15 protein-coding genes are annotated in these 26754 nt (G+C 50.0%); 6 read left to right on the top strand and 9 right to left on the bottom strand.

Going from position 1 to position 26754, the window contains the following annotated elements; translation table 11 throughout:
* Positions 1–61 precede the first annotated feature (61 nt).
* Positions 62–2893, top strand: a complete 2832-nt coding sequence (gene ppdK / locus D6024_RS07680) for a pyruvate, phosphate dikinase (RefSeq protein WP_121353993.1) — start codon at positions 62–64, stop codon at positions 2891–2893.
* A 120-nt stretch (positions 2894–3013) separates the two neighbouring features.
* On the top strand, positions 3014–3778 hold the full coding sequence (locus tag D6024_RS07675) for a YdcF family protein (protein ID WP_121353992.1): 765 nt from the start codon (positions 3014–3016) through the stop codon (positions 3776–3778).
* 103 nt (positions 3779–3881) lie between these two features.
* Here D6024_RS07675 and D6024_RS07670 read toward each other — a convergent pair whose 3' ends face one another.
* The 5 genes from D6024_RS07670 to D6024_RS07650 all read right to left on the bottom strand — a co-directional run bounded on the left by D6024_RS07670 (position 3882) and on the right by D6024_RS07650 (position 9478).
* Positions 3882–5348: a glycine--tRNA ligase gene (locus tag D6024_RS07670; protein ID WP_121354159.1), complete on the bottom strand. Its 1467-nt coding sequence runs from the start codon at positions 5346–5348 to the stop codon at positions 3882–3884.
* A gap of 262 nt (positions 5349–5610) precedes the next feature.
* Positions 5611–6597, bottom strand: coding sequence for a YihY/virulence factor BrkB family protein (locus tag D6024_RS07665; RefSeq protein WP_121353991.1), 987 nt, complete (start codon positions 6595–6597; stop codon positions 5611–5613).
* Between the two features lie 75 nt (positions 6598–6672).
* Entirely contained in the window at positions 6673–7806 is a 1134-nt protein-coding gene (locus D6024_RS07660) for a YihY/virulence factor BrkB family protein (protein WP_121353990.1), read from the bottom strand.
* 118 nt (positions 7807–7924) lie between these two features.
* Positions 7925–8251 (bottom strand): nucleotide pyrophosphohydrolase, encoded by a 327-nt coding sequence (locus D6024_RS07655; RefSeq protein ID WP_121353989.1) that lies wholly within the window; start codon positions 8249–8251, stop codon positions 7925–7927.
* A 255-nt stretch (positions 8252–8506) separates the two neighbouring features.
* Positions 8507–9478: a M23 family metallopeptidase gene (locus tag D6024_RS07650; RefSeq protein WP_121353988.1), complete on the bottom strand. Its 972-nt coding sequence runs from the start codon at positions 9476–9478 to the stop codon at positions 8507–8509.
* A gap of 183 nt (positions 9479–9661) precedes the next feature.
* Between D6024_RS07650 and alaS the strand changes: the two genes are divergently transcribed.
* The 4 genes from alaS (at position 9662) to D6024_RS07630 (ending at position 16291) form a co-directional block, all read left to right on the top strand.
* The gene (alaS, locus tag D6024_RS27215) at positions 9662–12442 is read left to right on the top strand and encodes an alanine--tRNA ligase (RefSeq protein ID WP_121353987.1); all 2781 of its coding nucleotides are present in this window, start codon (positions 9662–9664) and stop codon (positions 12440–12442) included.
* A 104-nt stretch (positions 12443–12546) separates the two neighbouring features.
* The gene (locus tag D6024_RS07640) at positions 12547–13557 is read left to right on the top strand and encodes a PDZ domain-containing protein (protein WP_121353986.1); all 1011 of its coding nucleotides are present in this window, start codon (positions 12547–12549) and stop codon (positions 13555–13557) included.
* Between the two features lie 168 nt (positions 13558–13725).
* Positions 13726–15168 carry an Asp-tRNA(Asn)/Glu-tRNA(Gln) amidotransferase subunit GatB gene (gene gatB, locus D6024_RS07635; RefSeq protein WP_121354158.1) on the top strand — a complete coding sequence of 481 codons (1443 nt, stop codon included), beginning with the start codon at positions 13726–13728 and terminating at the stop codon, positions 15166–15168.
* Between the two features lie 4 nt (positions 15169–15172).
* The gene (locus D6024_RS07630; protein ID WP_121353985.1) at positions 15173–16291 is read left to right on the top strand and encodes a TlpA disulfide reductase family protein; all 1119 of its coding nucleotides are present in this window, start codon (positions 15173–15175) and stop codon (positions 16289–16291) included.
* A 67-nt stretch (positions 16292–16358) separates the two neighbouring features.
* Here the strand turns inward: D6024_RS07630 and D6024_RS07625 are convergent, their stop codons facing one another.
* From D6024_RS07625 to D6024_RS07610, 4 genes are all read right to left on the bottom strand, one after another.
* Positions 16359–17957: a RagB/SusD family nutrient uptake outer membrane protein gene (locus D6024_RS07625; RefSeq protein WP_121353984.1), complete on the bottom strand. Its 1599-nt coding sequence runs from the start codon at positions 17955–17957 to the stop codon at positions 16359–16361.
* A 32-nt stretch (positions 17958–17989) separates the two neighbouring features.
* Positions 17990–21115, bottom strand: coding sequence for a SusC/RagA family TonB-linked outer membrane protein (locus tag D6024_RS07620; RefSeq protein ID WP_121353983.1), 3126 nt, complete (start codon positions 21113–21115; stop codon positions 17990–17992).
* 716 nt (positions 21116–21831) lie between these two features.
* Positions 21832–23235: a RagB/SusD family nutrient uptake outer membrane protein gene (locus D6024_RS07615; protein ID WP_162944618.1), complete on the bottom strand. Its 1404-nt coding sequence runs from the start codon at positions 23233–23235 to the stop codon at positions 21832–21834.
* Positions 23236–23271: 36 nt separating this feature from the next.
* On the bottom strand, positions 23272–26445 hold the full coding sequence (locus D6024_RS07610; protein WP_121353981.1) for a SusC/RagA family TonB-linked outer membrane protein: 3174 nt from the start codon (positions 26443–26445) through the stop codon (positions 23272–23274).
* Between the last annotated feature and the right edge of the window lie 309 nt (positions 26446–26754).

Genomic DNA, 26754 nt, shown 5'->3' with positions numbered 1-26754 from the left:
GATCGCAGTAGTAAAAATTTGAATGGATCCGCCATAATTCTGTAGTCTAAACAACGCATTTATGGCAAAGACTACCAGTGCCGCAAAATTTGTTTACTTCTTCGGCGGCGGAAAAGCAGACGGCAATGAATCGATGAAAAATTTATTGGGTGGCAAGGGCGCCAACCTTGCCGAAATGGCCGGCCATCCCAACCTTCGCCTGCCGGTTCCACCGGGATTTACCATCACCACCGAAGTCTGTACCTGGTATTATCAAAACAACAAAACCTTTCCGCAAGTGCTGCAAAAGCAAGTGGCAGAATCTATCCACCGGATGGAAAAGCTAACGGGCAAAACCTTCGGGGATATTACCAATCCGCTGCTGGTTTCTGTTCGCTCGGGTGCCCGTAAGTCCATGCCCGGCATGATGGAAACCATCCTTAACGTAGGATTGAACGAACAAACCATCAAAGGACTCATTGCCCGTTCAGGCGATGAACGATTTGCCTACGATGCCTACCGGCGACTGATCATGATGTATGCCGATGTGGTCATGGAAAAAGCAGCCGGCATTGAACCCAAAAACGGGAAAGGCATTCGCAAGCTGCTGGATGAAAAGCTGGAAAAAGTAAAACAATCCAAAGGTTATTTCAGCGATACGGACCTGACCGTCGGCGACCTGAAAGCGCTGGTAAAAGAATACAAAGCAACGGTTTTAAAAGTGCTGGGCAAGGCCTTTCCCGAAGATCCCAACGAACAATTGTGGGGCGGAATCGGTGCCGTGTTTGCAAGCTGGAACGGCAGGCGTGCCATCGAATACCGGCGCATTGAAAAAATCCCCGACGACTGGGGTACGGCCGTCAACATCCAGGCAATGGTTTTTGGAAACATGGGAAACGACAGCGCTACCGGCGTTGCCTTTACCCGCAACCCCGGCAATGGTGAAAACCGGTTTTACGGCGAGTACCTCGTCAACGCACAGGGCGAAGACGTCGTGGCAGGCATCCGCACACCGGCTCCCGTCAATGAATATTCGAAAAACCCGCAAAGCGAACATTTGCCCACGCTGGAAAAACGGATGCCACAGTTGTACAAAGAACTGTATACGTACCAGAAGCGGCTGGAAAAACACTACAAGGACATGCAGGATATCGAGTTCACCATTGAAAAAGGAACGCTGTATATGCTGCAATGTCGCGTGGGCAAACGCAACGGCATTGCCGCCGTACGTATGGCCACCGAGATGTACAGTGAAAAACTGATCGACATCCACACCGCCATTAAACGGGTGGCACCTAACCAGCTGATTGAATTGTTGCTGCCCATGATCGACCCCAAGGCCGAGCAGGTAAACCCGGTGATCGCGAAAGGATTGCCGGCCGGACCCGGCGGCGCCAAAGGACGTGTTGTCTTTTCGTCGGCCGAGGCAGTGGAATGGGCGCACCGCGGCGAAAAAGTTGTTCTTGTACGCGAAGAAACCTCACCTGAAGACGTAGACGGCATGCACAAGTCGCAGGCCATCCTTACCACCAAGGGGGGCATGACCTCGCATGCGGCACTGGTGGCAAGAGGCTGGGGCAAATGTTGTATCGTTGGTTGTGGCGACATTGAGATTCACCAGGAAAACAAAACCTTCCGTGCCAACGGCACCCTCATCAAGGAAGGCGACTGGATCACGCTGAACGGGACGAAGGGTTTTGTGTATGAAGGCAGCCTGCCGCTCGTAGACATCGACCTCGATAAAAACCAGTCGTACAACGACCTGATGAAACTCGTGAGCAAGGTAAAAGTGATGGCGGTCCGAACCAATGCCGAAACACCGCACGATGCGGAGCAGGGCCTCAGGTTTGGCGCCGAAGGCATCGGGCTTTTCCGCACCGAGCATATGTTCTACGGCGAAAACAGCGAACAGCCCCTGTTCCTGCTGCGCAAGATGATCGTAAGTAAAACGGCAAAAGAAAGAAAAACGGCACTGAACGACCTATTTGTCTTCGTAAAGAAAGACATCAAGGCAACCCTCGAAGTCATGAAAGGTTATCCTGTGACCATTCGCCTGCTCGATCCACCGCTGCACGAATTTGTACCGCATGACTCGGCAAAACTTCACGAGCTTAGCCGGGAGTTGGGCATCAGCATGAGTCTCTTGCGCAGACGCGTTCTTGCCCTGCACGAAAACAACCCGATGCTCGGTCATCGCGGCGTTCGGCTGGGAATCAGTTACCCCGAAATCACCGAGATGCAGGTGCGGGCCATTTTTGAAGCGACGGCCGAATTGCTCAAAGACGGGAAAAAAGCGTTTTCCGAAATCATGGTGCCGGTGACCTGCACGGTGAACGAATTGACCCACCAGAAAAAGATCGTCGACAGGGTATACAAAGAAGTGTGTGAAAACAAAGGCCTGGCTGCCATTCCTTATCTCTATGGCACGATGATCGAAATCCCGAGGGCAGCCATCAAAGCCGACCACATGGCCGAAGTAGCCGACTTCTTCAGCTTTGGCACCAACGATCTTACTCAAATGAGCTTTGGTTTCAGCCGCGACGACATTGGCGGCTTTCTGCCGGTTTACCTCGATGAAAAGCTGCTGCACGACGACCCGTTTCAAACGATCGACCAGGAAGGCGTAGGCTTGCTCATCCGGATGGGAACAGAAAAAGGACGCAAAACCAAGCCACACCTGAAAGTGGGCATCTGCGGCGAACATGGCGGCGATGCGGAAAGCGTGAAGTTCTGCCACCGTATTGGAATGAACTACGTTAGTTGTTCGCCGTTCCGGGTGCCGATTGCGCGGCTGGCCGCTGCACATGCAGCAATTGAAGACGCGGAAACGAGCGCAAAAAATAAAAGCAAACCAGCTTTGCCTGCCCCCACCAACGGGAAGGTTTCCAAAAAACACCGTCTTGCGATCAGTTAGTTTTTAGCAGGCATCGGTTAGGGGCTTTGCTGCTCAGCAAAGCCCTTTGTCTTTTTAGAAAACAATGAATGCCGGGAGTGATGAAATGGATCAGCATTTCAGGCTATCTTAGCCGCCATCATGTTTGTGTTCGTAAAACTGCTTATCGTACTTTTTCTTCGTCCGTTGCTCTGGATCTTTTTTGTTTTCCTTTTTGCCCTGCTGGCAAAAACTGACCGGCGAAAAAAACTGGCCTTTCGCACGGCCTTCGGCCTTCTTGTTTTTTTCACCAACCCGTTCGTGATCACAAAGCTGATGAAGGCTTACGAAACAAAGCCGGTGCAGTTGGCCGCCTCACAAACATTCAACACCGGCATTTTGCTCGGCGGGCTTGTCGGCTACAGCCCGGGCGACAAAACCGGTTATTTCAACAACGTGTCGGACCGGTTTATCCAAACAGCGCTTTTGTACAAGCAGGGACATCTCAACAACATCATCGTTGCCGCCGGCAATGGCTACATCACCGAGCAGCCATTCAGCGAAGCCGCATTTATCAAAACGAATCTTGTTCAACTGGGAATTCCGCCGGAGCGAATCTTTACAGATGGCTTGTCACGCAACACGTTTGAAAACGCCGTCAATGCAAAGCGCCTCTCCGATTCGGCGCATGTAACCGGTCCTTACCTGCTGATTTCATCGGCCATGCACCTTCCGCGGGCATCACGGGTTTTCCAAAAGGCCGGCATCAATGCAACGCTTTACCCGTGCAATTTTCTTTCACGCGGTGGCGGCACCAATTTTCTCGAGGATTACCTTCTTCCTTCGGCGGCTGCGCTTACCTATTGGGACAACCTGATTAAAGAATACGTGGGAACGCTGCTCTATTTCATCACGGGCAAAGCCTGACAGGTTTGCCGTCGATACACTTGCGCCAACTGATAAAAAAAAAGCAGGCGGTCCGGCCATTGCTGTTGCCATCCCACCTGCCCTGTTATTTGGTCTTTTCGTCTTACAGTGCTTTCAAGACAAGGTCTTTTACCTGGTCGATGTGAATCCTGTCCTGCTGCATGGAGTCGCGGTAACGGATGGTCACCGTATTGTCTTCCTTGGTTTGGTAGTCGACGGTAATACAGAAGGGCGTGCCGATGGCATCCATTCTCCGGTAGCGTTTGCCGATCGTATCTTTTTCTTCATAAAAACAACGGAACTCCGGCTTGCAGGTATCGATGATGTTGCGGGCAATATCCGGTAAGCCATCTTTTTTTACCAGGGGCAAAACGGCCAGTTTGATGGGTGCCAGTTTGGGAGGGAACTTCAGCACCACGCGGCTGTCGGGCTTTTCGGGTGTGCTCAGGTCCTGCTCTTCGTATGCTTCGCTCAACACCATCATTACCGTTCTGTCCACACCAATGGACGTTTCAATCACATAGGGAATGTAATTGCCATAGGGCTTGCCGGTTTCGGGATTCACGTCTGCGTCGAAGTACTGCATTTTCTTTTTGCTGTACTCCTGGTGATTGCGCAGGTCAAAATCAGTACGGGAATGGATGCCTTCCACTTCTTTGAAACCAATGGGAAAATCATATTCGATGTCGCAGGCGGCATCGGCATAGTGGGCCAGTTTTACGTGGTCGTGGAAGCGGTATTTTTCAGCCGGGATGCCGAGGCTCCGGTGCCATTTCATGCGCTCTTCCTTCCAGTGTTCGTACCACTCTTTTTGCGAGCCGGGCCGGATAAAGAATTGCATTTCCATCTGCTCAAACTCCCGCATACGGAAGATGAACTGGCGGGCTACAATTTCGTTTCGGAAGGCCTTTCCGATTTGTGCAATCCCGAACGGGATCTTCATCCGTCCTGTTTTTTGCACGTTCAAAAAATTGACAAAAATGCCCTGCGCCGTTTCGGGACGCAGGTACACGATATTCTCTTCGTTGTCTTCGGTTGATACGGCACCAAACTCGGTAGAAAACATCAGGTTGAACTGGCGCACATCGGTCCAGTTGGAAGTGTTGCTGACCGCACAAACAATCTTGTTGTTCTCGATCAGTGTTTTCAGCCCGGCAAAATCATTGGCGGCCAATAGCGTGTCCATTTCCTTCAACAGGATCTCCGATTGTTCCGGGTGGCCGGCCTTTTCCAGTTCGTCCGCTTTGGCTTCGATGAGGTGATCCACACGGTAGCGCTTCTGGCTGTCCTTGTTGTCGATCATCGGGTCGCTGAAGTTGTCCACGTGACCACTGGCTTTCCAGGTGGTGGGATGCATGAAGATGGCGGCGTCGATGCCCACGATGTTCTCGTTTAGCTGCACCATGCTTTTCCACCAGTAGTCCTTGATGTTTTTCTTCAGTTCACTGCCCCACTGGCCGTAGTCGTACACGGCGCCCAGGCCGTCGTAGATCTCGGAAGAAGGAAATATAAATCCGTATTCTTTACAGTGCGATATGATTGCCTGAAAGCGGTTGTTATCTGTTGCCATAATGGCGGCAAAAGTAAGGAAAGCCCCCCTACCCCCCAAGGGGGATTGGCCGTAGCACAAAGGCTCGCTTATGCAAGATGCCATCTTTGAGCAATTTTATTCTGAACGCTGAAGGGTGCGACACAAGGGAAGACGAGTTGAAATTCTGCTGCTGGTGCTTAAAAGGAAAAGCTAAGTCTTAAAGAAGGACATAGGCTTTCTGTATCGTGCAAAAGCAAGGGCTGCGCTAAAGCCACTTCCCCCTTGGGGGATTGAGGGGGCTCTACGTCACTTTAATATTATCCCCCGTGCTTTCGTTCTCGTCCTTCTTTTTCTGCTCCTGTTGTTTGAGCGAGGTTCGCCCTTCTTCCACTTCCACGTTCTTGACCCAAACGGCATAGGGACTAGGCCGGATGAATGAACCATAATCGGTTGCATAGGCCTTGGTAAACTCGGCCCCGAAATACAAAATGATGGCCGAATAATACACCCAAAGCAGCAGCACCACCAGCGAACCGGCAGCCCCGTACGTGCTGCCGACATTGGACTTCCCGATATAAAAGGTAATGGCAAATTTCCCGATCATGAACAGCAAGGCCGTGACCATGGAACCGATCATGACATCCTTCCACTTGATCAGGGCGTCGGGCAAAACTTTGAAGATGACAGAAAACAAGGCTGTAATGACAGAAAACGTAATCACAAGGTTGATGATGTAAAGCACCACCACCGTGACATTGGGATAGCGGGCCTGCAGGCGGTCCATCAGGGCTTCGATCACGCCGTTGACCACCAGTGAAACCAGCAGCACAAAGCCCAGGCTCACAATGATCGAGAACGAAAGCAGGCGGTTCAGGATCATTTTCAGCCAGCCCTTTTTCGGCTTCGGTTTCAAACCCCAGATCATATTAATGGAGTCCTGGATCTCGGCAAACACGCTGGTGGCACCGATCAGGAGAGTGGCGATACCGATGGCGGCGGCAATGGGGCCGCTGCCGTTCAGCGCCGCGTTTTTGATCATTTCCTGGATTTGCCCGGCTGCATCAGCACCTACCAGGCCCTGCAACTGGTGGAAAACATTTCCCTGGATGGCCTCCCTCCCGTATACTAACCCCGCCACATAGATCACGACAATGATCATGGGGCCGATGGAAAACACCGTGTAGTAAGCAAGTGCGGCACTCAGCTTTACAATCCTGTCGTCGGAAAAACTGGTGAACGTTTGCTTCAGCAGGTTCCAGACACCTTTTGGGGTCAGCTTCTTTTGCATGCCTTTTAGGGGTACCTCTTACAAAAAAATGGCCAGCAGCCCTGCGGCCGGTTAGCGGAACGATTTCACGACACGTCACTGATCGTGCGTCCTGCCTTTTCCGCGGTTCATAAAATACAGGGCTAGTCCAAGGAGCACGGTTCCCATACCCGGGCCCTCCTTGCCTTTGTCGCGGGCACTGGTTGCCTCAAGGTTATGGGCTACCGGGTTGTCAACGGCCAGTTGGGGAACGGGTTGCGGCGATAGACGGCGAGCTTTTTCAGATGGCGAAGAACCTGCACTCTCCGGTGTTTTTTTGGGTTCGGCACCCGGAACCGTTGGCTCTTCATCCCATTCGGCGTACTTGTTGGGAACGATCTTCGCGCCTTTGTTCAGGGCATAGGCCTTGGTGAATTCGGCCCCGAAATACAAAATGATGGCAGAATAATAGATCCAGACAAAGATCACGGCCAGCGAACCGGCAGCCCCGTAGCTGCTGCTAAAATTGCTTTTACTGATATAAAGGGAGATGGCAAATTTACCGATGAGAAATAACAGCGAAGTGGCAATGGCCCCGGGCCAGATGTCCTTCCATTTGATCCGGGCATCCGGCAGCACTTTGAAAATAACGCCAAACAAAAACGTGGTCACGGCAATGTTCACCACCAGGTTAATAATGTAAAAGGCCACCACGGCCACATCGGGGAACATAGCGTTTAACCGGTCGCCCAGGCTTTCCACCACGGCCGTTGCCGCCAATGACACCAACAAGATAAAACCCAGGCTGGCAATCAGGCCAAAGGAAAGAAGGCGCACCTGCAGGGTCTTCACCAGGCCCACTTTGGGCTTTGGCTTTAAGCCCCAGATGCTGTTGATGGAGTCCTGGATTTCGCCAAAAATGGAAGTCGCACCAATGAGCAGGGTTACCACGCCGATGATGGTGGCCATCGTGGTTTTGCCGCTGAGCGATGCATTCTTGATCATGTCCTGCACCTGCCTGGCGGCATCATAGCCAATAAATCCTCTTATCTGGTTGTCGATGGTGCCCTGCACGGCTTCCTGCCCAAACACAAAACCACAAATAGCAATGATCACCACCAGGAGCGGCGCCAGCGAAAAGCCGGTATAATAGGCCAGCGAAGCGCTCAGTTTCATCACCTTGTCGTCGCTAAAACCGGAAAAGGCATCTTTCAGGGATTTCCACACCACGCCAATAGAAAAACTCTTCATACCACCCTCTTTTTGTGTGGAAGTACAAAAACGAAGCCATTGCGGGAGGGAGGAATTAGCAATTTGCAACGCTCCTGCTATCCTGCTCTATCGTACCTGGCGCAATTTTCATTGCTCATTACTTCAGCTTTTCGTTTTGCCGGTGGCGTTGGCTGTCGCGGGAGGTTTTCTTCTCAAAATTCTTTTCCAGGGCTTCGGTGAGGTCAACGCCAGTTTGGTTGGCAATGCAGATAAGGACCCAAAGCACATCGGCCAGTTCATCGGAAAGCGCTTTGCTCTTGTCGCTTTCCTTGAATGACTGGTCGCCGTACTGCCGGCTCATCAGGCGGGCCACCTCGCCTACTTCTTCGGTCAGAATGGCCATGTTGGTCAGTTCGCTGAAATAGCGAACGCCGGTGGTTTTGATCCACTCGTCGACTTTTTGTTGTGCTTCCTGGAGGGTCATGAGAAAGTTTGCGGTTTGTGGTTGACGTAACTGGTGTAATTTGTAATTTTTCTTCGCCGGAGGCGCTCTGTATTTCTTTCCCGATGGCGGTTTATATTTTGCTTTGCGTAGAACACGCGGCTCCTCTGAAGCCGGTTTTCGTCTTATTTCATTCTATTCTATCAACACGGGACACCTTCGGCGTTTGTGCCCTTTACCAGAATATCCGGGCTTATATTGTCCGATTTAATTTTTCCAAACTCCAAACTCCAAACTCTAATCCAGGCTTTGGTTGGAGGAACTGGCCCGCTTGAGTAACTGGTCAAACTGCTGGGGGCTCAGGTCGTTGTAGAAAAAATAAACAGGATCCAGTTTCTGCCCGTTCTTGTGCACTTCGTAGTGACAGTGCGGACCGGTGGATTTGCCGGTGCTGCCGACGTAACCGATCACCTCTCCCCTCGTCACCTTTTGCCCGTTCCGGGCCTTGATGCGCACCATGTGTCCGTAAAGGGTTTCGTAGCCATAGCCATGGTTCACCACCACGTGGTTGCCGTAACCGCCATCACTGAAGCCCGCCTCCCGAACCACGCCATCGGCTGTTGCATAAATGGGTGTGCCCTGCGGAGCGGCAAAATCGAGGCCTGCATGGAGCTTGATGGTTTTGTAAACGGGATCGATGCGGTAGCCGAAACCGGAGGCAATCCGGTTCAGGTCTTTGTTGCTTACGGGCTGTATCGCCGGTGTACCGGCCAGCAGTTTTTCTTTGTTCTTTACCAGGTCGGCCAGTTCGGTGTACGATTTCGTTTGCGACGTAATACGGGCCTTCAGGCGCTGGATGGTGGTATCGATGGAAAAAATCAGGGAGCTTTCGGACAGGCCTTCCACCCTGGCGATCTCCTGTTCTTTTTCGGCCTGTAGGGCACGCAGGCTGTCGGGGATGGGCTGTGCCTCGAAGATGCTGCGGTAGACTTCGTTGTCCCGTTTTTCCAGGCCGGCCATTTGCTGGTCGATGGCTTCCACCCGGTCGTTGAGCCGTTGCAGTTGGTAGCGCAGGGTTTCGTTATCGGACCGCAGCTTTTTTTCGTAAGGCGAACCCACAAACCGGAAGGCGAAATAGGTGATGATCGCAGCTGTGACAAAGGCGGTTGCCAGGAAACCAAATACCCGCAACAGCTTCACCCGCAACGGCGTGATCAGCTTTTCGTAACGAAGCGTATGCGTGTTATAGTAGTATTTGATTTTTTTCATGTTGGCAGAACCGGGTCATGAAACGTCAAATGTGAGACGCAAAAAGGAAAGTCTGTTAAATTCAGGTGCCTCCCTGTTTCACGTTTGCCGTTTCACGTCTCACGTCTCCTTACCTTTGCTCACCCTCAAACCGAGGAGGGACAAAATAAGAGTATAAAAAGCAAAAAACCATCTTTTATTGTGATGACCAGTGCCGAGATCCGCAGCGCTTTTTTGAATTTCTTCGCGACCCGTGGCCACCAGATTGTGCCGTCCGCACCGATCGTGGTAAAGAACGATCCCACGCTCATGTTCACCAATGCCGGCATGAACCAGTTCAAGGATTATTTCCTGGGCAACAGGCCTGCGCCGCATCCCCGCATTGCCGATACGCAGAAATGCCTGCGGGTGAGCGGTAAGCACAACGACCTCGAAGAAGTGGGTGTGGATACCTATCACCACACCATGTTCGAAATGCTGGGCAATTGGAGCTTCGGCGATTATTTCAAAAAAGAAGCGATCGAGTGGAGCTGGGAACTGCTGACCGCTGTGCTGAAAATTCCAAAGGACAGGCTGTACGTCACGGTGTTTGAAGGCGACGCAAAAGACGGCCTGCCCAAAGACGAAGAAGCGGCTGCCGAATGGAAAAAATGGATTCCTTCAGACCGGATTTTGTTGGGCAATAAAAAAGACAATTTCTGGGAAATGGGCGACACCGGTCCTTGCGGCCCCTGTACGGAAATTCACGTGGACACACGTCCGGATGAAGAACGGAGCGGCGTGGATGGAAAGACCCTGGTGAATTCTGATCACCCGCAGGTGATCGAGATCTGGAACAACGTATTCATCCAGTTCAACCGGCTAAAAGACGGAAGCCTGCAACCCCTGCCGGCCAAACACGTGGATACGGGCATGGGATTCGAACGCCTGGTGCGGGTGCTGCAGGAAAAGCAGTCCAACTACGACACGGATATCTTCACGGGCACCATCGCGAAGATCCAGGAGATCACCAAAAATGACTACAGCGGCACCGATACCAAAAGCGACATTGCCTTTCGTGTGCTGGCCGATCATATCCGTGCGATTTCCTTCACCATCGCCGATGGCCAGTTGCCTTCGAATACCGGCGCCGGCTATGTGATCCGAAGAATTTTGCGCAGAGCGGTTCGGTATTACTATTCTTATTTGAGCTACCAGCAGCCCTTGCTTTACCAATTGCTGCCTGTGATTGCCACACAATTTGAAAACGTGTTTCCTGAATTGAAGCAACAGGAAGCCTTTGTAGCGAAAGTGATCCGCGAAGAAGAGGAAGCATTTCTTAAGACTTTGGAAAATGGTATCAAGTTATTTGATGAAAGCATTTTCACCTCCTTAAAAGATTCAATGGGAAATCTCCCAAATATTGGGTTACCAAAGGAAACAGTTGAAAAATTAAAAGGCATTACAAGTACGCTAAAGGAGCAAAAGCAAGCATGGGATAAAACTTTTGAGCCCCTTCGAAAACAACTTGAAGAGATTCAGAAAAGTCTAAATATTGTATTTGGAAAATTGAAGGGTGATTTAGCTTTCAAGCTCCAAGACACTTACGGATTTCCTAAAGACTTAACAGAGTTAATGGCCAAAGAAGTTGGCTTTGTTGTAGATGAAGAAGGGTTCAATGCCGAAATGCAAAAACAAAAAGACCGTTCCCGGGCCGCAACCGCCATCGATACCGAAGACTGGATCGTGGTGAACGAAGGCACCAGCAACGAATTTGTCGGCTATGATTCGCTGGAAGCAAAAGCGGCTGTTTTAAAATACCGTAAGGTCAAAGCCAAGGGCAAAGAAGCCTACCAGATTGTGCTGGACAAAACACCGTTCTATGCCGAAAGCGGCGGACAGGTTGGCGACACGGGAGAATTCCTCATTAAAAATGAAAAAGTAAAAATTGTCGATACCAAAAAGGAAAATGACCTGATCATCCATTTTGCTGAAAAGCTTCCGTCTTCACTGGAAGGAGAAGTCACGGCAAGAGTGGATGCGGGCAGGCGACAGTCCACCGCCATTCACCACAGCGCCACCCACCTGCTGCATGCGGCGCTGCGCAAGGTGCTGGGCACACACGTGGCACAAAAAGGCTCGCTGGTAAACGCCGACTACCTCCGTTTCGACTTCTCGCACTTCAGCAAAATGACCGACGAAGAGATCAACGAAGTGGAACGGCTGGTGAACGAAAAGATCCGCGAAAACCTTCCCGTCGTCATTCGCACAATGCCGAAAGAAGAAGCGGTGCAGAGCGGTGCCATGGCCCTTTTTGGCGAGAAGTACGGCGACCTTGTCCGCGTCGTGACAATCGATCCAACCTATTCCATTGAACTTTGCGGCGGCACTCACGTTGGTGCTACCGGCGAGCTGGGATTTTTCAAGATCAAATCCGAAGCGGCCGTTGCAGCCGGTGTGCGGCGCATTGAAGCCCTTAGCGGGCTGACCGCCGAAAACTATATCCAGGAACAGTTCCTTACTGTCCGTGTGGTTCGGGAAGCATTGAAAAACCCGAAAGACCTCAATAAGGCAATCGTTTCTCTTTACGATGAAAATGCGGCGCTGAAAAAGCAACTGGAAAAGTTCGAGGCTGCCCAGATCAAAGCGCTTCGTGACGGCCTGGTGCAAAAAGCCGAGATCATCAATGGCGCTCATTTTATTGGCGAGGTGGTGGACGTTCCAAGCGCCGACGCCCTGAAAAAGCTGGCGTTTGAACTGAAGGCCGCGGTGCCCAACCCTGTCATCTCCCTTGCTGCCGCGATTGATGGCAAAGCCAGCGTGGTACTGCTTTTCGATGATGCCATTGCGGCCGAAAAAGGCCTGGATGCTTCAGCCCTGATCAAGCAAAAAATTTCGCCGCTGATCAAAGGTGGTGGCGGCGGGCAGAAAACATTAGCCACGGCCGGCGGGCAGGACAGTTCGAACCTCCGGCAAGTGATTGCAACCGTTAAAGGCGCACTTTAAACCGCTCGTCTTTTAACAATTGCGAAAAGTTTCGTAATGTAGGAATCCATCTTATATTTGATCTACGAAATTAAACGTAGTCAAAAAATAAAAGAATTCAGCTTATGAAACAATGTTTTCTTTCCAAACTGATGTTGGGTGCCCTATTGGTTTGTGCTGTTCCGGCTACCCTGCTCGCGCAGGATGTTACAACCAAAGACAAGGAAAAAGCAAAGACCCGGAAACAACAGATCGTGATTACGCGTACCGGCGACGAAACCGGTAAAACGGTGATCGAGATCGACGGCGACAAAGTCAAGATCAACGGCAAAGACGCCGCCGATCTCAAAGATGTCAATGTGCACATCAACAACCTGCGGGGGTCCGGCGCCATTGCCATGGGCCGTGGCAACAACGATTTCAATTTCAACTTCGACTTTGACCAACCCTCGATTTTCCGGGTCGACTCTAACCGAGCCATGCTGGGCGTGGTAACGGACGGCGACGAAAAAGGTGCCGAGATACAGTCGGTATCGAAAGAAAGTGCCGCCGAAAAAGCCGGACTGAAAAAAGGTGACATCATCACCAAAATCGACAACAAAAAAATTGAAACCACCGACGACGTAACAGAGACGGTTCGTTCCCACAAGCCCGGCGAAAAGGTGAGCATCACCTACCTGCGCGACGGCAAAGAACAAAAAACAACCGCCGAACTGGGTCGCTGGAAAGGCGTGAACATGACCACCATGGTAGCACCCCGCGTCCTTACCGATCAGGTATGGCGGGAGAATATGAATGAACGCATGTTTGAACGTGCCATGCCTCCTGTTGCCGGCAATCTATATGTACCGGGCCGCGGACCAAAGCTGGGCATGTCCGTACAGGACACAGACGATGGCAAAGGCGTAAAAGTGCTGGACATTGACGACGAAGGCACGGCGGCCAAAGCCGGCGTCAAAGAAGGCGATATCATTCTGCAGGTCGATGACAAACCTGTAAACAGCGCCGATGACATTGCCAAAATGATGCGGGAGAAAAAAGAGCAGCCGAATGTAAAAATGCAGATCAACCGCGGTGGCAAAACCCAGACAATCGAAGTCAGAATTCCGAGGAAAATAAAAACAGTGGACCTGTAACGGGAGTCGTGAAAGGTCAAACGTGAAACAGGAGTGAACGTTAAATGAACCGTTTCTCTTTTTCACAACGCAGGTCTGACGTTTCACAAATTTGTTTCATTGTGCAGTCTTTTTCAGCCCTGTCTTTTTAGACAGGGCTTTTGTTTGGATAGGCTATTTTTGCTGACCATGAATGCAGATACCGGATACGAAGTTGTGATCGGCCTGGAAGTGCATGCACAGTTGCTCACAAAGACCAAACTGTTTTGCGGCGACACCATCGTGTTTGGCCAACCGCCTAACACACAGGTCAGCGCCATTTCCCTGGCGCATCCCGGCACCTTGCCCAAACTGAACCGGGAAGCGATTCGCCTGGCCATTACGCTTGGCCTCGCCACCCATTCCGAGATCGTTCAGCAAAACTATTTTGCCCGCAAAAATTATTTCTACCCCGACCTGCCAAAAGGCTACCAGATCTCTCAGCACACTACACCGATCTGCAAAGGAGGATACGTGGAGATTACAGTTGGCAGCGAGAAAAGAACCGTTCGCCTCAACCGCATCCACATCGAAGAAGATGCCGGCAAAAGCGTACATGAAGGAGAAACAGCCTATACGCAACTTGATTTCAACCGGGCCGGCACACCGCTGCTGGAGATCGTTACAGAACCCGATCTACGAAGTTCGGAAGAAGCGGCAGCCTATGTGACGACGCTGCGCAAACTGGTGCGGCATTTGGGCGTTTGCGACGGCAACATGGAAGAAGGAAGCCTGCGCTGCGATGTCAATATTTCTGTTCGTCCAAAGGGGGAGCCAAAACTAGGCACCAAGGTGGAGATTAAAAACCTGAACTCCATCCGCTATATCCGCAAAGCCATCGAGTCGGAAAGTGCAGCACTGATTGCCAAACACAAACGCGGCGAAACCATCCTGCAGCAAACAAAAGGACTGGATGATTCGACCTTCACCACCTATGTCATCCGCACCAAGGAAGACGAAGACGACTACCGGTATTTTCCCGAACCCGATCTTCCTCCTTTCATCGTTACCAACGAACAGATTGAGGCCATCCGGCAAAGCATGCCGCCGCTGCAGAGCGAAATAAAAAACAACCTGCTGCAGGAGCACAAGCTGTCCGAATACGACGCCTCGCAACTGTCGGAGGATATCGAACTGGCCACGTATTTTCTGCAGGTGGCCAACGAAACGGCCAACGCTAAAGCAGCCGCCAACTGGGTCATTGGACCCGTTAAAAATTACCTGGCCGAAAACGACCTTTCTATTGATACCATTCCCGTGCGGCCGGAAACGATCGCCCGGCTGATTCAACTGATCGACGAGAGTGTGATCACCTACGGTATCGCATCGCAAAAGATCTTTCCACATCTCCTTAACAATCCGGAAGCAGACGTTCGGCAGTATATACAGGAACAGGGATTGCAGGTGCAGTCGGGAAACGAGATCGACACGTTGATTGACGCCTCTTTAACAAAACACGCCGAAAAAATAACAGCCTATAAAAAAGGGAAAAAAGGGTTGTTGAGTTTATTTGTGGGCGAAGTGATGAAGCTTTCCAAAGGCAAGGCAAACGCGGAAGAAGTCACCCGGAAAATCCTCGAAAAATTGAATTAATCGCATGAAGAAATTACTTGGTTTTGCACTCGTTGTCAGTTTCGCGGCGTGCAAAGAAAATCAGACCGGCGGCAAACCGCTGGAAGTGGACGGCACCGTGAAGAACACGTCGTCCAACGTTATTTACCTCGAAGAAAATACACCCAATGGCCGTCCCACGATCCTCGATTCGGCCACGCTCAAAACCAATGGCTCCTTTACGCTCAATGCAAAAAGCAAAGAGGAAAACCTTTACCAGTTACGGCTGCAGGGCAAGGTGGTGCCGTTTGCGTTTTTTATTAACGATGCCGAAAAAATCACTGTGTCGGCTGACCTGAACAACACGGCGGAACCCTACACAGTTAAGAATTCGCCGGCCACAACGGCCCTCCTTTCCTTCGACCAGACCTCTTACCAGAAAGGCATGCAGCTTTTTGCACAGGGTGCGCAGATGGATTCGCTGCAAAAAGCCGGTGCTCCCGACAGCGTGGTGAGTGCAGCGTATGCCAAAGTGGAAGCAACGGCCAGCGAGCTGAAATCGTTTGCACAGGAGTTTATCGCCAACAGCAAAAGCCCTGTACTCGTGTTATATGCCCTGGGATCGTTTCAAAACACGGCCAGCAATCTTGGCATCAAGGGTTTTAGCAAAATGGAAATCGCCGACATTATCAATGCGGCCGCCCAAAAATTTCCGGCCCACGCCAGCCTGCAAAACGTAAAGAAAAATCTCCCGTCCACAAAGGCGCAGGATTTTTCGCAGCCCGATGTCAATGGCAATCCGGTTTCACTGTCCCAGTTCAGGGGCAAGTATGTACTGGTGGATTTCTGGGCCAGTTGGTGCCAGCCCTGCCGCCAGGACAATCCCAACGTGGTGAAGGCTTACAATGCATTCAAGGATAAAAATTTTACGATACTCGGCGTGTCGCTCGACCAGAACAAAGATGCCTGGCAAAAAGCCATCCAGCAGGACGGCCTTGCCTGGACGCAGGTAAGCGACCTGAAATTCTGGGACAATGCTGCAGCGGTTTTGTACGGCGTGCAGGCCATTCCCTATAACGTGCTGGTAGACCCGGCGGGGAACATCATTGCAGAAAATTTACACGGCGAGGAGATCCTCCAAACACTACAGAAAGTGATCAAATAAATTGAGGCATGACATATAAAAAAGACCGTCGGCTGACGGTCTTTTTTTATGCTTGTTCTTGATTGGCTTAGTAACCGGGGTTCTGTGTAACAACCGGGTTTTGCGTTACCTCATTTGAGGGGATTGGCCAAATGAACCGGTAATCACTGTATGGGATGGCAGCTCTTGTGGGAGCATAGGCCAGGCCACAACCATAGATGTCAGCTCCCTGCGTACCATTGGACGCCTTGGCAGGAACACCACCTGGTGAATAGGCCGGGTTATTTTCGCCTGAAAGGCGGCTAATATCGCCCCAGCGTTTTCCTTCCATCAAAAATTCAATTCTGCGTTCGAGCAGGATGGCCTGGACCAGCGCTACTTTATCAGCGAAGCTTGCGACTGTGTAAGCATCCGTCGCCGGGTTGGCCAATGCCCTGTTGCGCACGGCGTTGAGCAGGTCAATCGCTCTTAGTGAAACACCCGTACCCTGGCGTGCTTCTGCTTCTGCAAGGGTCAACAGCACCTCCGCATAACGGATTTGCGGCGCCCAGTCGCCCCGGGTAACAAAGTCCTTGTACTTCAGCGTAAGTATGCTTGATTTACCGTTGTTGTTGGTTCCTGCAGTGTACAACAGCGTCCGTCTTTTATCATCACATTTCCATCCGGTGTTGTTCCAGATTATGGGTGAAACAGCTACCAGTCCACGGCCACCCAAATTCGTCGGGCCAAACTGGCCGGGCAACGAACCGTTCACACTGATGTTATCCTGTGGATCGTTTTTGACCGAAAAGATATTTTCTTTCGATGCATTGGCGCCACCTGTTGCACTGAAGGCTCCGTCAGCCGTAGCCGTTAACGTCCAACCGCCGATCGGGCTAACATAAGGAGCGATAGCCGGAACCAGTTTATTGCCTTCGGTGATCACACCGGCATAATCACCCATGTGCAGTTTCACCCGCATTTTCAGAGCGATAGCGGCTGCTTTAGTGGCCCGGTAGGTGTTGATCGCCGTACCAGCCGTGCCTGCCGGCAAATTGGCTTCAGCGAAATCCAGGTCAGCCAAAATCTTCTGGTAATCGTCTGCAACTTTTGGACGAGGAATGGTCCGTAATTGCTCCACAGCAGAGCCGCTTGTGTTGGCAACGTCCCTGTAAGGAACGCCAAGCTGGCTGCCATTACCATCCAAATAAGGACGGGCATACATCAGCACCAATTCATGATGTCCCATCGCCCGCAAAAAACGGCACTCGGCCTCGTATTGTGTGGCTACCGCTGAAGTCAGCGTGCCCTTTGTACCGGCATTTTTAAAACCTTCGATGGCAACATTTGCTTTGTTGATCATACCGTAGGTATTGTCCCAGAAGGCAACCGCATTGGCAGAAGTTGGCGTGTGCGTGGTTTCATACGTCGCCTGGTAAAAGGCGGCCACGTTAATCACATCTTCGCCTCTCACGTCACCCTGCTCGATGTTGGCCGAACCAAAAGGATAACCTCTTGTTTCTGTACCACCGTTATAGCCACCGCTTTGTGCGGCATCGTACACGCCATTCAGTACCAGTAGAGCTCTTTCCGGTGTGTCGAAGGCCGTTGCATCGGTGATGGACGAATACGATTGCGTATCCAAAACTTTTTTGCAACTCACAACACCGACAGAAGCCAGTATTAATATCAGACTTATTTTCTTCATCGTGTTAATAGTTTTCTAGTGAAAAAAATTGATTAAAAGCCTACGTTCAAACCAAACGAAAAGGTTCTGATCTGCGGAGGTAAACCGGGATTTTCCAAACCGGCTGTTGTGTGGTTGTCGGGATCGGCCCCGGAGTATTTTGTCCACACATGCAGGTTTTGTCCTTGTGCATAAATGCGCAGGCTTTGTACACGGCCATTGGTGATCTTACTCAAGGCAGATGCATTCACGTTGTAGCGGAGAATCACATTCTGTAACCGCAGGTAATCGCCCGACTCTACAAAACGTGAAATCGCAAGACCGGTTTCATTGATCACGTTCCCCTGGTTGTAAATCAACTTCGGGACGGTCGTTACATCGCCGGCCTTTTGCCAACGTTGCAAAATCTCTGTGCCATTGTTGACAAAGGCCTGGTCCAACAGGGCTTCCTGACGGGTAATGTTCATGATTTTGTTGCCACCGGAATAGCGGAACATGAAGTCCAATCCAAAATCTTTGTAGCTCAGTGAATTGGTAACGCCGCCATACCAGGTAGGATTGGCTTGTCCCAGGTTTGTTCTATCGTTAAACGTCATGGACGTTTGGTTCGCCGATGTAATGGTACCATCATTAGCGTCCTTAATATAGTAATAAGCACCATTGGGAACGTTCCGTACCACCAATCTGCCATCGGCTTTGTAATACATCGGATACCCATTGGCCGTATTGACGCCTGCAAAGCGATAGCCGTGAATGATGTTAATCGGATCACCTACACGAATGATGTTGTAAGAACCGTTCGGAATGAATTCTGTGGGTGTTCCGCCAATCGAATACAAGCTTTTCATCTTGTTTTGCACACTGGAGAAGTTCACATTCACATTCCAGCTGAAATCTTTGCTACGGACTACCGAGGCATCAACGCCTAATTCAATACCCCTGTTTTCCATAGTCCCGATGTTTTGCGGAATAGAGTTACCCGGGATACCGGCACTGAGCGGCGTGGGCACATTCAACACAAGATTATCAATGTCGTTCAGGAACCAATCTGCGGTAAAATTGATCCGCCCTTTTAACAAGCCGACTTCAATACCTGCATCGTATTTTTTACTGGTTTCCCATTGCAGGTCCTGGTTGCCGATTGCATTCACAGCAAGACCGTTGATGTTGCCATAGGGTGCTGCACCGAATGTGCTCAGGTAAGGCAGGCCTCCCAGGGCATTACCAACAGTGGCATACGAGGCTTTGAATTTAACATCACTGAACGTGTTTGTAAGAAACACACTGTTTCTCCAGAAAGACTCTTCCGACGGTCTCCAACCGATTGAATAACCGGGGAAGTTACCGTACTTCTTACCGGGGGCCAAAGAGCTTTGACCATCGCGGCGGAAACTCACCTGGGCGAAATAACGGTTGCGGTAGTCGTAGTTAAACCGGCCAAAGAACGACTCAAAGCCAGACTCGCTGTAATTACCGCCAATGCTTGGCGTCGAGGCAGAACCCGAGATCACATTTTTTTGCAGGTAGAACAGGTCAGCAATGTTTGTTCCCGTTGCGCTTAACCACTTTGTTCTGCCTTTGGTCACTTCATAACCGCCGGTTAGGAAGAAATTGTGTGCGTTCAGGCTCTTGTTGTAGTTAAAATAGTTTTGCCAGGTCATGTTGGCAAAATTCTGGTCGGCGTTATAAGCAAGACCTACGCTGCTGAAACCGTCACCGTGCCGGGGATCCCAGCGCTGGTAAGCGTAATCGTTCAACATATCGTATTGGAACTGCGAACGCAACTTCAACCCTTTTACCGGTGTGAGTTCAACAAAGGCGTTATCAATAATCCGGAACTGCTCGGAATAGTATTGGTTATTCTTGAGCAGAAACGCAATGTTAAACCAGTTGGCATCGATACCCTGTGAGTTAGGGCCTGCCGGTATTTGGTTGGCCGAATTGATATTAAATCCGGTTACGTTATTGGGATCATAAGGAGACACGTTGGGCAACAAGCGGATGCTGGACGCAATGGCGCCGCCCAGTGAGTTAGTGCCGGTATTCTGATCCTGGTTTTCCTGGCGGGAAAGTGTGATGTTGTTGCCAATCCGGATAAAGCTATTGATTTCGTTGTCGATGTTTGCCCGGATACGATAGGTTTTATTCCAGTTGCTTTTTACTACACCTTGTTGGCTGCCGTAGTTCAACGACATGTAATAGGTTGTACGATTGGAACCTCCTGCAATACTCAAATTGTGATTGGCAACAGGAGCATTATCCACCAACACTTCTTTTTGCCAGTCGGTGTTGACACCACCGGGGTTGATACCCGCCTTGGGCGCTGTAGCGGGGTTTGCAGCATTGGCCGATTTTTCGTTGGCAATGGTAACAAACTGGCTGGCATCCAGCAAGGCGTACCGCTTGGCAGCCGAGCTAAAGCCGACAAAGCCATCGTAGTTGACTTTCAATTGGCCGCGCTGGCCTCTTTTAGTAGTGATTTGCACCACACCGGCCGCACCTCTTGAACCGTAAATGTTCAGGGCAGCACCATCTTTCAGCACTTCAATGCTTTCGATATCCGCCGGGTTGATGTCGGCCAACGCATTGGAGTTCGTCGTCGCGGACAGGTTACCCGTGATGATGGGAACACCGTCTACCACAAACAGCGGCTGGTTGGACTGGTTAATGGACTGAATGCCCCTGATCCTAATGGTTGCCGGCGCATTGACGGTACCACTGGAATTGGTCACCTGCACACCAGCAGCCCTTCCGCCCAGTTCCTTGTCTACGGAAGGCGTCATCAGGGTAGAAATCTGTTGCGCATTCACTTTGGAGGCAGACCCGGTAAACGACTTTTTTGCCTGTGTACCGTAACCTGTTACTACCACTTCCGCAAGATTTTGTGACTCAGAACTAAGGCTAACAGTAATGGTGTTGGATGAACCCACTGCAATTTCCTTAGCCTGGTAGCCAACAGAAGAAATCACAAGTGTTCTGCCATCAGCAGGAACGTTCAAGGAGAACTCACCTCTTGCATTGGTGGTGGTTCCCGCTTTGGTACCTTTCACGGTAACGGATGCATTCACAAGCGGCTGCCCGTTTTCATCGGTTAGTTTTCCGGTAATGGTCCGGTTTTGTGCCAGGAGTTGTGAGCTTAGCAGCAACACTCCCAGCATCAGCATCAGAAATTTTCTCATGTTTGATTTTTGGTTTAGAAAAATTGTTGTACAAATAAGTCAGGGTCGCAAATGTATAATCTGTATTATATCAGAGAAAGCCAGGCTTTTAACATTTCGTTGAAATCCCATTATTGGTCGTTTTCTCTTGATAAGAACAAATACACATTTATTCCGCTTCTTGAATATTGATCCGTTCAACAATAACAATCGAAAATATTGGGCACTGTTCACTACCATTCACGGCGCACAGTGCAAAAGACTGTAAAAAGAAAACGCACTCTCCTTACATAGGCAATTATTTAATGTCTCTCGATTCAGTGGTCTTCTTTTATACATCTTTTTTCAACATCGACATTTCGGTAGACGGCAACCTTTTGAATCAAAAAAATAGTTATGGCCGAAAAATCCTGCATAAAAAGATCAAATGGCTATCCATTGATTTATTAAAAAAGACCGTCGGCTAACAGTCTTTTATTTTTCACAAACGAAACAGGGAGTTTAAGCAAGCCTGTTTTCCTCTCAAGAGACGCTGGAACCTCGGGTTTTTTTATTCCAAACCGTCATCTGGGACAACACAATCGATCTTCGAGATAAGCAGCCCTCCTCCTGGTTGTTATCTGTCAACTACCATCGGCTCATACCTGCCCGGTTGCTTTATGATAAACCAACGTTCCAGATCATGTCAAATAAGAAAGGCTACCCGAAGGCAGCCTTTCCATGAGTTTGTGATCCGATTAATAGCCCGGGTTCTGAACCAGATTTGGATTTTTGTCCATATCGTATTTCGGAAGCGGGAATACACGCAGGTTGCTGCCGTAAGGAATCGCGTTTACGATACCGTGTGCCGGCAGGTCAAGGTGTAAACGGTTGAATTCCGTGATACCGAAACCTTCGAAAGCCAGCTCAATTCGTTTTTCTTTGATGATGGCATCGATCAATTCCTGCTTGGTGGTTACCACAAGCAGACCACCGTTGGAACGGCTTCTTACTTGCTGTACCAGTGCCAGTGCAGTTGCATCCACACCAGTTGCCATTCTTGCCAAAGCTTCAGCTTTGTTCAACAGCACTTCAGCATAACGGACAACCGGTACAAAATCCGTCGTCAGGCCTGAGTACTTTGTTGTCCAGTACGATCCCTGGTATTGTTTGATCAGGTTCAGGTAACGTTTGTCAGTAGCCGTATTCATCAGGGCAACATAATCCGATGTTACCGAGATATCACCTCTTCCGGGATTGGTACCGTAGTGCTGGCCAAGAGAGTTGTTTGTGTTCGGATTATCACCACCGCTCATCGCTACCGAGAAAATAGACTCGTTGCTGGTGTATGGATCTGTGAACGTTGTCTTCGGATCTGCATTCAGCGAATACAGGTTCGAGTTAATCACCGCATCAGCATAGGTCACTGTTTTGGCATAGTCGCCTTTGTACAGGTACAGGCGTGTGAGCATAGCTCTTGCAGCACCTTTGGTTGCACGAGCAACTTTAGTGAAAGCGTCAGATGAAGTCAGGGGCAGTTTAGCTTCTGCATCCAGCAGATCGGTTTCCATCTGTGCGTACACCTGTTTTACCGTCGCCCTTGGCAGGTTGTTGGAAGAAGAGAACGGCTCGTCAGAAGCATCCAGTACCAGGGGAACGCCGGGGTGGCTGGCATCGGCTGTGAAATTGTAATCCTGTGACCAGAGATTCACCAGGTACCAATAACAAATGGCGCGGATGAACTTGGCTTCTCCTTCGTACTGATCGGCCTTTGCCTGGGTCAGCAAACCTTTGTTGGCTGCATAACTTTTCAGGAAAAGATTCGCTGTGTAAATCGTGCGGTATGCACCCTGCCAGGCAGAAGCAACCGTTCCATCGGAAGAAGTCAGGGTTGTAAAGCTACCCATCGTACCAAAATACGTACTTGGCGTAGCATCCAATCCTCTTTGGTCGGCATAGATCAAAATACGGCCGCTGAAATAGTTAGCATTCTGCAATGCATCGTACATACCAATAGCGGCTTTATCAATCCGGGCAGCCGTGCTGTACGCATCCGCATCGGAGATGGCATCTGTCGGCTCCTGAAACAAGGAGTCTTTTTTACAGGCTGCAAAGCTTCCTGAAAGAAGGAGCGCCAGTGCAGCAATTTTTATCGTTTTCAATTTCATAACTTATCGTCCTTATAATGAGTTAACTAATTAGAATGTTACGTTCACACCCACCGTCATGGTTTTCATAGGAGGTGTAGCCCTGTTGTCTGTACCAATGGCGATGTTGCTGAAAGAGTTGTAGTTCACATCAGGATCCAATCCGCTGTACTTGGTAATGGTAAAAGGATTGAAAGCCTGCGCATAGACTCTTACTCTTGAAAGACCCCATTTGTTCAGCAGGCTCCTGTTCAGGTTATAACCCAGTGTGATCGTTCTCACTCTTGCAAAGTCACCTTTCTCGAGGAAACGTGTGGAAGACTGGTTGGCTGTATTGTCGGAAGCCCACAGTTTCGGCACCTCAGTGATCTGGCCCGGTGTTGTCCAACGGTTTTTAATCTCGCTGAAGTTATTGCTGAAGAAGTTTGTCAGCATACCGGCTTTTGTGCTGTTCAGGATGTAGTTGCCGCCCTGGTAGATGATGTTAACGTTCAAATCAAAATCCTGGAACGTAAAGGTGTTGTCCCAACCGCCATACCATTTTGGCAAACCGGTTTTTCCATCGAGATAAACGTAGTCGCTAGTAGACGACAGGGCTGTTGTTTGCTGCCCTTTGTCATCCAGCCATTTCTGCGTTGCGAAATCCCACATTTTGATCGCACCAGTGCCAGAATACCACATCGGGTTTCCTGTAGCACGATCAACGCCAGCCCATACCGGCAGTTTGTAGGTACCGATCGCTTTACCAACACTGGCTACCTGTACACCCGAGGTGATATCGGCGTTGCCATTTTGCGGAACCAGTCCGGTCACTTTGTTCGTGATGGTTGTATAGTTCAACGAAGTCGTCCAGTTGAAATCCCTGGTTGAAACCGGTGTTACGTTCAACGTCAACTCAAGACCTTTGTTGGTCATGCCACCAATGTTTGTGGAGATGCTGGATCCCGGTACACCAACGGTATACAGAATGGGAGCGGCCAAAATCAAATTGTTGATGTTGGTGCTAAAGTAGTCGGCAGTCAACGAAACTTTATTTTTCAGGAAGTTTGCATCAAATCCGATGTTGGTCTTTTCTGAGCTTTCCCATTGCAAGCTGGCATTACCCGCCTGAGAGATGCCCAAACCCGTTAAGCTGGTATACGCAGCACCACTGTACAAGGTTCTGGAAGCATAGTTGCCCAGGCCTGCTGAGTTACCGGTTTTACCCCAGCCGCCCCTGATCTTCAGGTAATCCAGCCAGGTTGTTTTGGGGAAGAAGCTTTCTCTTGTCGCTTCCCAACCAGCAGACACGCCAGGGAAGTTACCAAACTGGTTTTTCTTACCAAAGGCAGAATAACCGTCTCTTCTGAATGAGCCTTCAACAAAATATTTACCGGCATAAGAATAGCCAAGACGGCCAAAGTAAGAGATAAAGCCGTTTGAGCTATTGTCGCCACCCGTCAGGTTGAGGATTGTAGAACTTCCGGGCAGTGTATTGGTATACGCACCATCAATGATGTCTTTAAAGAAAGGATCACTGAAGTTGTTGGCACCAACATAATAATAACGGAAGGTTCTTTTCTGGTATTCAGTACCAGCCGTTACGGAGATCTTGTGACCACCACCAATCATCTTGTCGTAGCTGGCGTAGTTCTGCCAGTTCCACAGGTTGTTGTTTTGCTCCTGGTCTTGCACCAGGCCACCATACGGAACACCCAATCCGGCAATATATGGAGAGTTGTACTGGTCTTCAAAGTTCGAAATGTACACGGTACCGAAACGGCTCGTGAGCTTCAATCCTTTGATCGGTGTCAGTTCGCCATACACATTGATCCTTGTATCAGTCGCGGTGTTGTCGTTGCGGTTCAGATTCAACGCAGCCAGCACGTTGTAGTAGTAGGCCGTGCTTGGCAACAAAGAACCACCACCGGGTTGCAACGGCGTGTTGTTACCCAATGACAACAGGCCGGCTGATGTCAGGTTGTAACCGGTGATGTTCGCCGGGTTGTAGACCGAAACAGTCGGAGGGGCCATCCAGCCGGATACGGTTGTACCGGTGACATACGAATCAGACAAAACACCGTTGTTCAGGGTTTTGCTATAGGTCATTTGCAAACCGGCCTTGAACCAGGTCTTCGGAGTAACGTCCAGGTTCAGGCGAGCCTGTCCGCTTTGAATTTTGTTCTTCAGTGTGATGCCTTCCTGGTTCAGATAACGCAACGAACCGTAAACAGAAATTTTGTCAGCACCACCACGGAAGGCAACGCTGTTGTCGGTCATCAAACCGGTTCTGTACAGCAGGTCATTCCAGTTTGTGCGGTCGTTCGCACCATCGCCGTTGATATCGCTGTTTTTTGCCGGCGTAGCAAACGAAGGGTTACTAACACCCCAGCGGTTGGTCGTTTTTTCATTTGAAATGGCAATAAACTCATCACCGTTCAACAGGCTGGGAAGTTTGGTTGCAGTAGCCCAACTTGTTTTGGAGTCGAAGCTCACCTGCATGGTACCTTTCTTTCCTTTCTTTGTTGTGATCAACAAAACACCATTCGACGCTCTAGAACCATAGATGGCGGCAGCACCGGCATCTTTCAACACCTCTACCGACTCAATGTCGTTGGGGTTGATCAACGAAAGCGGGTCGAAACGTGTTCCGTTTCCGCCGTTGAATCCATTGAGGTTACCGCTAAAAGCAGGAACACCATCAATCACAACCAGCGGCTGCGAAGACGATGAAATGGAGTTCACTCCACGAATACGGATAGCCGTTCTGTCGGCCAGTAAACCGGTTGACAGGTTGACTTGCACACCAGCGGTTTTACCTGCCAGGGCTTGCGAAAAGCTGCTCACAGGTTCGTTGGCGATCTTGTCTCCACCCACTTTTGCAATGGAGCCGGTGACTTCACGTACCGACTTTGTACCGTAACCGACTACCACTACTTCCTGCATGCTCTTTTCATTGGACTGCATGGAAACAGAAATGGAGTTTTGGCTGCCGATGCTGATTTCTCTTTGTTCCAGGTCAGCGCCGCTGAACACCAGAGATTTTGCATTGGCCGGAACAGAAATGGTGTACGAACCGTCGGTACTGGTGACCGTTCCTACACTTGTTCCTTTGATTTGCACAGAAGCGCCGGCGATCGGAGCACCGCTTGCATCTGTTACTTTACCCGTAATGGTGCGGGTTTGTGCGAGGAGTTGTGAACTAAGCAGCAACATTCCAAGCATAAGCATTAGAAATCTTCTCATGTTTGTTTTTTGTGTTTAAAAAGGGATAAAAGATGTATCCATCAGGTGGAAAGCTGATTGGTCAATCATGTTTAAAATGGAGGATCCGTAAATTGGATAGGGCGTGGTGAATGGATTGGATAACGAATAAACGATTTAAAGATGCAGAATGCAGTGATGGGAGCAGTAATGTAAAACAGCCTGTCGCTGACACAGTTTCTTTTCTCGACTTCTCATGTTCGTGTATCCAGTTTTTTGGTGGTGCTTAAAAATTAGCGTTGCGAATTTAGGGGTAGAAATAAAAAAAGGCGAAAAAATTTAAGGTTTGGT

It is taken from the genome of Flavisolibacter nicotianae, assembly GCF_003628535.1.
In the GTDB taxonomy this organism is placed as follows: domain Bacteria; phylum Bacteroidota; class Bacteroidia; order Chitinophagales; family Chitinophagaceae; genus Flavisolibacter; species Flavisolibacter nicotianae.
The sequence above is the reverse complement of the archived record's forward strand: the minus strand, read 5'-3'. Positions and strand labels throughout refer to the sequence as shown.

What these genes read in the sequence shown, in the direction of transcription:
- D6024_RS07640 (WP_121353986.1), top strand. Translation starts at nt 12,547, where the DNA reads ATGAAACAATGTTTTCTTTCCAAACTGATGTTGGGTGCCCTATTGGTT.
- D6024_RS07670 (WP_121354159.1), bottom strand. Translation starts at nt 5,348, where the DNA reads ATGGCAACAGATAACAACCGCTTTCAGGCAATCATATCGCACTGTAAA.
- ppdK (WP_121353993.1), top strand. Translation starts at nt 62, where the DNA reads ATGGCAAAGACTACCAGTGCCGCAAAATTTGTTTACTTCTTCGGCGGC.
- D6024_RS07655 (WP_121353989.1), bottom strand. Translation starts at nt 8,251, where the DNA reads ATGACCCTCCAGGAAGCACAACAAAAAGTCGACGAGTGGATCAAAACC.
- D6024_RS07665 (WP_121353991.1), bottom strand. Translation starts at nt 6,597, where the DNA reads ATGCAAAAGAAGCTGACCCCAAAAGGTGTCTGGAACCTGCTGAAGCAA.
- D6024_RS07610 (WP_121353981.1), bottom strand. Translation starts at nt 26,445, where the DNA reads ATGAGAAGATTTCTAATGCTTATGCTTGGAATGTTGCTGCTTAGTTCA.
- D6024_RS07660 (WP_121353990.1), bottom strand. Translation starts at nt 7,806, where the DNA reads ATGAAGAGTTTTTCTATTGGCGTGGTGTGGAAATCCCTGAAAGATGCC.
- D6024_RS07625 (WP_121353984.1), bottom strand. Translation starts at nt 17,957, where the DNA reads ATGAAGAAAATAAGTCTGATATTAATACTGGCTTCTGTCGGTGTTGTG.
- D6024_RS07650 (WP_121353988.1), bottom strand. Translation starts at nt 9,478, where the DNA reads ATGAAAAAAATCAAATACTACTATAACACGCATACGCTTCGTTACGAA.
- D6024_RS07630 (WP_121353985.1), top strand. Translation starts at nt 15,173, where the DNA reads ATGAAGAAATTACTTGGTTTTGCACTCGTTGTCAGTTTCGCGGCGTGC.
- alaS (WP_121353987.1), top strand. Translation starts at nt 9,662, where the DNA reads ATGACCAGTGCCGAGATCCGCAGCGCTTTTTTGAATTTCTTCGCGACC.
- D6024_RS07620 (WP_121353983.1), bottom strand. Translation starts at nt 21,115, where the DNA reads ATGAGAAAATTTCTGATGCTGATGCTGGGAGTGTTGCTGCTAAGCTCA.
- D6024_RS07675 (WP_121353992.1), top strand. Translation starts at nt 3,014, where the DNA reads ATGTTTGTGTTCGTAAAACTGCTTATCGTACTTTTTCTTCGTCCGTTG.
- gatB (WP_121354158.1), top strand. Translation starts at nt 13,726, where the DNA reads ATGAATGCAGATACCGGATACGAAGTTGTGATCGGCCTGGAAGTGCAT.